Source organism: Serratia sp. 14-2641 (assembly GCF_001692375.1).
Lineage (GTDB): Bacteria > Pseudomonadota > Gammaproteobacteria > Enterobacterales > Enterobacteriaceae > Chania > Chania fonticola_C.
Genome location: NZ_LXKR01000069.1, coordinates 1 through 5750, shown reverse-complemented (window position 1 = coordinate 5750; position 5750 = coordinate 1). Strand labels below are relative to the sequence as shown.

At 50.5% G+C, this 5750-nt stretch carries 5 protein-coding genes, 4 tRNA genes and 1 rRNA gene; 8 read left to right on the top strand and 2 right to left on the bottom strand.

All coding sequences use genetic code 11. From position 1 onward, the window contains the following. Window positions 1–7 precede the first annotated feature (7 nt). The 3 genes from rrf to birA all read left to right on the top strand — a co-directional run bounded on the left by rrf (window position 8) and on the right by birA (window position 2761). A 5S ribosomal RNA gene (gene rrf / locus A6U95_RS23355) occupies window positions 8–123 on the top strand. Window positions 124–764: 641 nt separating this feature from the next. Then, window positions 765–1802, top strand: a complete 1038-nt coding sequence (gene murB / locus A6U95_RS23350) for a UDP-N-acetylmuramate dehydrogenase (protein WP_065686236.1) — start codon at window positions 765–767, stop codon at window positions 1800–1802. Continuing rightward, window positions 1799–2761, top strand: a complete 963-nt coding sequence (gene birA, locus A6U95_RS23345) for a bifunctional biotin--[acetyl-CoA-carboxylase] ligase/biotin operon repressor BirA (protein ID WP_065686235.1) — start codon at window positions 1799–1801, stop codon at window positions 2759–2761. The genes murB and birA overlap by 4 nt, the downstream gene beginning before the upstream one ends. Window positions 2762–2802: 41 nt before the next feature. Here birA and coaA read toward each other — a convergent pair whose 3' ends face one another. After that, window positions 2803–3753, bottom strand: a complete 951-nt coding sequence (gene coaA, locus A6U95_RS23340) for a type I pantothenate kinase (protein ID WP_021808140.1) — start codon at window positions 3751–3753, stop codon at window positions 2803–2805. A gap of 220 nt (window positions 3754–3973) precedes the next feature. After that, window positions 3974–4522 (bottom strand): GNAT family N-acetyltransferase, encoded by a 549-nt coding sequence (locus A6U95_RS23335; RefSeq protein ID WP_065686234.1) that lies wholly within the window; start codon window positions 4520–4522, stop codon window positions 3974–3976. Between the two features lie 393 nt (window positions 4523–4915). Here A6U95_RS23335 and A6U95_RS23330 point away from each other — a divergent pair. The 5 genes from A6U95_RS23330 to A6U95_RS23310 form a co-directional block, all read left to right on the top strand. Then, window positions 4916–4991: transfer RNA gene (locus tag A6U95_RS23330), tRNA-Thr, on the top strand. 25 nt (window positions 4992–5016) lie between these two features. Further along, window positions 5017–5101 (top strand) — tRNA-Tyr (locus A6U95_RS23325). A 195-nt stretch (window positions 5102–5296) separates the two neighbouring features. Beyond that, a tRNA-Gly gene (locus tag A6U95_RS23320) sits at window positions 5297–5371 on the top strand. A 6-nt stretch (window positions 5372–5377) separates the two neighbouring features. Next, window positions 5378–5453, top strand: a tRNA-Thr gene (locus A6U95_RS23315). A 111-nt stretch (window positions 5454–5564) separates the two neighbouring features. Continuing rightward, a partial coding sequence (locus tag A6U95_RS23310; protein ID WP_037376754.1) for a GTP-binding protein occupies window positions 5565–5750 on the top strand: 186 nt, incomplete at its 3' end.

Genomic DNA, 5750 nt, shown 5'->3' with positions numbered 1-5750 from the left:
GAATTTGCCTGGCGGCAATAGCGCGGTGGTCCCACCTGACCCCATGCCGAACTCAGAAGTGAAACGCCGTAGCGCCGATGGTAGTGTGGGGTCTCCCCATGCGAGAGTAGGACACTGCCAGGCATCAAATAAGTAGAAAGCCTCATGCGAAAGCATGGGGATTTTTGCTATGGGTTAAAAACAGAAAATTACCCCTCACCCCAGCCCTCTCCCAATGCAACGACCGGGAGCACCCTGAATACTTGTGTAGGGGAGAGGGAGCCGTCCGGCATCGTGGATGAGCCCGTACTGCTTCGGGAAGTGGGAACCTTTGATTAGCCATACCACTTCGGCAGTGATGAGTAAGCTTAAGGATGGGGTATGACGCAGGAATATCAGTGAGCTCGATCGGTTCCCTCTCCTGGGGGAGAGGGTTAGGGTGAGGGGACATTACTCGGCTATCCCGAATTATCTCCTCATTGGTAAATGATTAAATATAACCAGGTTCCCACCTGGAAATATTCATGAAATTTTTAGTTCCAAACCCGCCTGGCTAATTCATACATATCATTAATGCTGATAGATTTTATATAACTCAGACTTCTGCAAGAGTCGAGATAATGTAATTATCATATTGTCATGATTTACAGGGATATTTTTAATAGCCTATGAAGCTGGCGGTTATTAGCTAACAAGAAATTACAAGTGAATAAAAACAAATAATAGCCATGCGCGGTGGATCGAGTAGACTAGATGATAATTTGTTCCGTCAGAGTATTTAAATCATGTCTACTGAAAGCGCGTCTTTAAAACATCACAATACTTTTGCGCTCCCGGTCAACGCAGCGCATTTAGTCATTGCTGAAGAAATTGAAATGATGATTAAAGCCTGGCAGCAAGCGCAAAAGCGCCAAGAGCCACTGCTGGTACTCGGTGAAGGGAGCAACGTGCTGTTCCTGGAGGATTTTGCCGGTACGGTCATGATTAACCAGTTAAAAGGCATCACGGTCAGGGAAGAGCAGGACGCCTGGCATCTGCATGTCAGCGCCGGAGAGAATTGGCACCATCTGGTTAGCCAGATGCTCGAGCGTGGTATCCCCGGGCTGGAAAATCTGGCATTGATCCCAGGTTTGGTCGGTTCGGCCCCGATCCAGAATATCGGGGCGTACGGCATTGAGCTCAAACAGGTCTGTGAGTATGTCGACCTGCTAAACCTGACTACGGGTGAAATCGATCGTATGGATCCTGAACGCTGCCAGTTTGGTTACCGGGAAAGCGTTTTTAAGCATGAGCTTAAGCAAGGCTTCGTGATTGTGGGCGTTGGTTTACGGCTTAGCAAACGGTGGAGCCCATTGCTGAACTACGGCGACCTTACCAAGCTGGATCCCAAGACGGTAACGCCGCAGCAGGTATTTGATGCGGTATGCGCCATGCGGCGCAGCAAGCTACCGGATCCACGTATTACCGGCAATGCAGGCAGCTTCTTTAAAAACCCACTGGTGAGCGGGGAAGCCGCTAAAACGTTATTAGCCCAATATCATGCTATGCCACATTATCCGCAGCCGGACGGACAAGAAAAGTTGGCTGCCGGTTGGTTGATCGATCAGTGTTCACTCAAGGGGCATCAGATCGGTGGCGCAGCGGTACACCGTCAGCAGGCCTTGGTATTGGTAAATGCCGATAATGCCAGCAGCCAGGATGTTGTGGCACTGGCCAGGCACGTGCGCAATACGGTAGCGTCGAAATTCGATGTCTGGTTAGAACCGGAGGTACGTTTTATAGGGGCCACTGGTGAGCTGGATGCCGTAGAGGTCATTTCATGAGAGACACCACAGTACCACTGAAGATCATCTCCCTACTGGCGGACGGCGAGTTCCACTCTGGCGAACATTTAGGTGAGTCATTGGGCATGAGCCGCGCAGCGATTAACAAGCATATTCAGACCATCCGGGAGTGGGGGTTGGATGTGTTCACGGTTCCGGGGAAAGGCTATAGCCTACCTGCGGCGATCAATTTGCTGGATGCTGAGCGTATTCTTGGTTTACTGGAAGACAAGCGGGTCACGGTGTTGCCCGTCGTTGATTCAACCAACCAGTATCTGTTGGACAGGCTTGCAGAACTTGCTTCCGGTGATGCCTGTATTGCCGAGTATCAGCAGGCAGGACGTGGTCGACGAGGTCGGCAGTGGATTTCACCCTTCGGTGCCAACCTTTACTTATCCATGTTCTGGCGTCTTGAACAAGGGCCAGCGGCCGCGATGGGGTTGAGCCTGGTTATTGGCATCGTGATGGCGGAAGTGTTGCAGCGTCTCGGTGCAGAACAGGTCCGTGTGAAATGGCCCAATGATTTATACCTTAACGATCGCAAGTTGGCCGGTATTCTGGTTGAGCTGACCGGTAAAACCGGGGATGCAGCCCAGTTGGTGCTGGGAGCGGGTATCAACATGGCGATGCGCGAAACCAACGCCAGTCAGATTGATCAGCGCTGGATCAACCTACAGGAAGCCGGGATCACTATCGATCGCAATGAATTGGCCGCCAAATTACTTAATGAGCTACGGAATTCATTACGGCAATTTGAAATAGACGGGTTAGCACCCTTTATTTCACGTTGGCGTAAATTAGATAACTTTATCGATCGTCCGGTTAAGCTATTAATCGGTGAACAACAGATTTTCGGTATTGCTCGCGGTATTGATCAGCAGGGTGCATTGCTGCTTGAGCAGGAAGGAGTAATAAAACCCTTTATTGGTGGTGAAATATCTTTGCGTCGTGCTGAATAAGCTAAAATAAGAGAGGCCATTGGCCTCTCTTACGTTATCGATTATTTCCGTAACCGTACACTTTCCACAGCGTGATTGGCACTCTTAGTCATAATCAAGCTGGCTCTCTCGCGAGTTGGCAAGATATTTTGCTGTAAATTCAATCCGTTAATCTCATTCCACAGCTGAGTAGCGATGTTGATCGCCTCCGTTTCCGGCAACTGCGCATAGCTATGGAAATAGGAGTCTGGGTTAGAGAACGCACCCTGACGGAATTTCAGGAAGCGGTTGATATACCAGCTTTGCAATAGATCGCCAGGGGCATCGACATAGATTGAGAAATCAACAAAGTCGGAGACAAATACACGGTGAGGATCGTGTGGATAGTCCATCCCGCTTTGCAAAACATTCAATCCTTCCAGGATCAGAATATCAGGCTGTTCGATAACTTTATTGCCTTCAGGAACGACGTCATAGATCAGGTGAGAATAAACCGGTGCAGTAACACGTTTGGCACCGGATTTAACTTCCGAAACGAATTTCACCAGGCTATGCATATCGTAGGATTGCGGGAACCCTTTCTTCTTCATCAGGCCGCGCTCGTTCAGCACCTTGTTCGGGTGCAGAAAACCGTCTGTGGTGATCAGCTCCACGCTACGATGTTCCGGCCAGCGGCTCAACAATGCCTGCAATAAACGCGCCGTGGTACTTTTACCTACGGCTACGCTGCCAGCAATGCCGATCACATAAGGAATGCGCTGGCCATCTGTGCCAAGGAATTGCTCCAGAACTGCCTGGCGACGCAGGTTCGAACTGATATAGAAGTTCAGTAACCGTGAGAGCGGCAAGTAGATCTGCGCGACTTCTTCCAAGGAGAGATCTTCGTTAATCCCTTTGAGTTTAACAATCTCTTCTTCTGACAGCGTCAGCGGCACCGAATCCCGTAAGGCGGCCCACTGGCTGCGATCGAACTGAAGGTAAGGCGTCGCTAAAGATTGATCTCTTTTTATCATAAGCCAAATTCTGCCTGTTAACGCAGGTTGGGAAAGGCGCTGGACGCCAACTCCAGATAATAATCAAACTGCATATTATAGACAGCTGGCTTTTAGGCGTAGACTTTTTTCGCAATTGTGGTCGATTAGTGGCAGTTTTTACCAATAGTGCGAACAGGCACGCAATTGAGAAAGGCCCTGTTGCAAGGCGGTATCACTGGGCAATGATACCGTTTTCAGGTCAACTAGCGGCGGCGCGAGAGGGTTGCTGAACGGCAAACAGCCGCTTGTAGTAAATCGCCGTAGGATGGTAATACCCGTCGGGAGCCGCGGCGTAATCGGGTATCTCTCCGAGGCAACGATAGCCCAACGAGCGATACAGTCCTTCGGCTGCGGAACCGGCCTGGGTGTCCAGATAAAGCAGGCCACGGCGGATCTCAAGCGCCATTTTTTCCAGCGCTTTCATCAACGCCTGGCCAACGCCATTGCGGCGGGCGCGGCTGTGCACCAGCAGTTTTTGTACTTCGGCCCGGTTTCGGCCGTTCGGCTTTTGACACAGGGCTAGTTGGACGGTGCCAATGACGCCGCTTTCATCTCTGGCAATCCACAATAGCAACTCTCCTTTGGCCAAAGCAGGGCGTAGGCTATGGAAGTAGCTCTCGGCATCTTCGTGGGGAATTTGCGTGTCGTAACCGACTGAAGCCCCGTGAGTGACCGCATCGGTGAGCAACTGCGCCAGCTCGGCGCGGTAAATGGGAAGCGTTGCCGCATTGATCAGGACAATTTTCATCGGTCATACCTCCTTGCAATTAGGGATAATGAAGATAAGCAATAAGCGCGCCAATGCGGCTAACCTGTGCGGGGGCCGTTAGTCCAGGGACGGAAGCGGTATATCGGCACCATCGGAGAGCACCGTCCTCTTTGTGGTGCACTACCCCGATAGCCGCTTTCAACCGATAGGCTATCCTTGATTGAGCGATACGACAAAGTGCAGGGAAAGCATCAGTAGGGTAGGTCTAAAATAGTTTAGATTAATGCCCATAATTGATGAAATTTTGCGCCTCAACGGTAAAAAATTGCGAGCCGGATGCAGAAATCGACTGATTTATGAGCGATAGGGCTTAGATCGCAATTTTTTTGTTGCATAGCCCGTCAGCTCTACCTAGAATGCGCTGCACTTGATGCCGGCTTAGCTCAGTAGGTAGAGCAACTGACTTGTAATCAGTAGGTCACCAGTTCGATTCCGGTAGCCGGCACCATTCAAGTATAAAGTAGTTAAAATCTGGTGGGGTTCCCGAGCGGCCAAAGGGAGCAGACTGTAAATCTGCCGTCACAGACTTCGAAGGTTCGAATCCTTCCCCCACCACCATATTAGACCCGAGGCACTGGGTCACACCGAGCGGTAATGCTGAATCAAGCGCCGGTCGGGGAAGGTGAAAACCTTCAAACAGTTCGCGCCGCGTAACGGAAGTTGCTGGCACGAAGGGTGAAGAGTTAAGCGACGAACAATCCTTCTCTCCGCCTTTAAAGTCTACAGAAAAGTCAGGTAGCCGAGTTCCAGGATGCGGGCATCGTATAATGGCTATTACCTCAGCCTTCCAAGCTGATGATGTGGGTTCGATTCCCACTGCCCGCTCCAAGATGTGCTGATATAGCTCAGTTGGTAGAGCGCACCCTTGGTAAGGGTGAGGTCGGCAGTTCGAATCTGCCTATCAGCACCACTTCTTAATTTCTCGCCCCCTGATTTTCTTTCTGTTTCCTGAATTCAACAAGCAAATGCTTGGTTGATGTGGTGATACCACCGATTTATCCGTGTCTTAGAGGGACAATCGATGTCTAAAGAAAAATTTGAACGTTCAAAACCGCACGTTAACGTCGGTACTATCGGCCACGTTGACCACGGCAAAACTACCCTGACTGCTGCAATCACTACCGTTCTGGCTAAAACCTACGGTGGTTCTGCACGTGCTTTCGACCAGATCGACAACGCGCCAGAAGAGAAGGCTCGTGGTATCACC

What these genes read in the sequence shown, in the direction of transcription:
- coaA (WP_021808140.1), bottom strand. Translation starts at nt 3,753, where the DNA reads ATGATAAAAAGAGATCAATCTTTAGCGACGCCTTACCTTCAGTTCGAT.
- birA (WP_065686235.1), top strand. Translation starts at nt 1,799, where the DNA reads ATGAGAGACACCACAGTACCACTGAAGATCATCTCCCTACTGGCGGAC.
- A6U95_RS23335 (WP_065686234.1), bottom strand. Translation starts at nt 4,522, where the DNA reads ATGAAAATTGTCCTGATCAATGCGGCAACGCTTCCCATTTACCGCGCC.
- murB (WP_065686236.1), top strand. Translation starts at nt 765, where the DNA reads ATGTCTACTGAAAGCGCGTCTTTAAAACATCACAATACTTTTGCGCTC.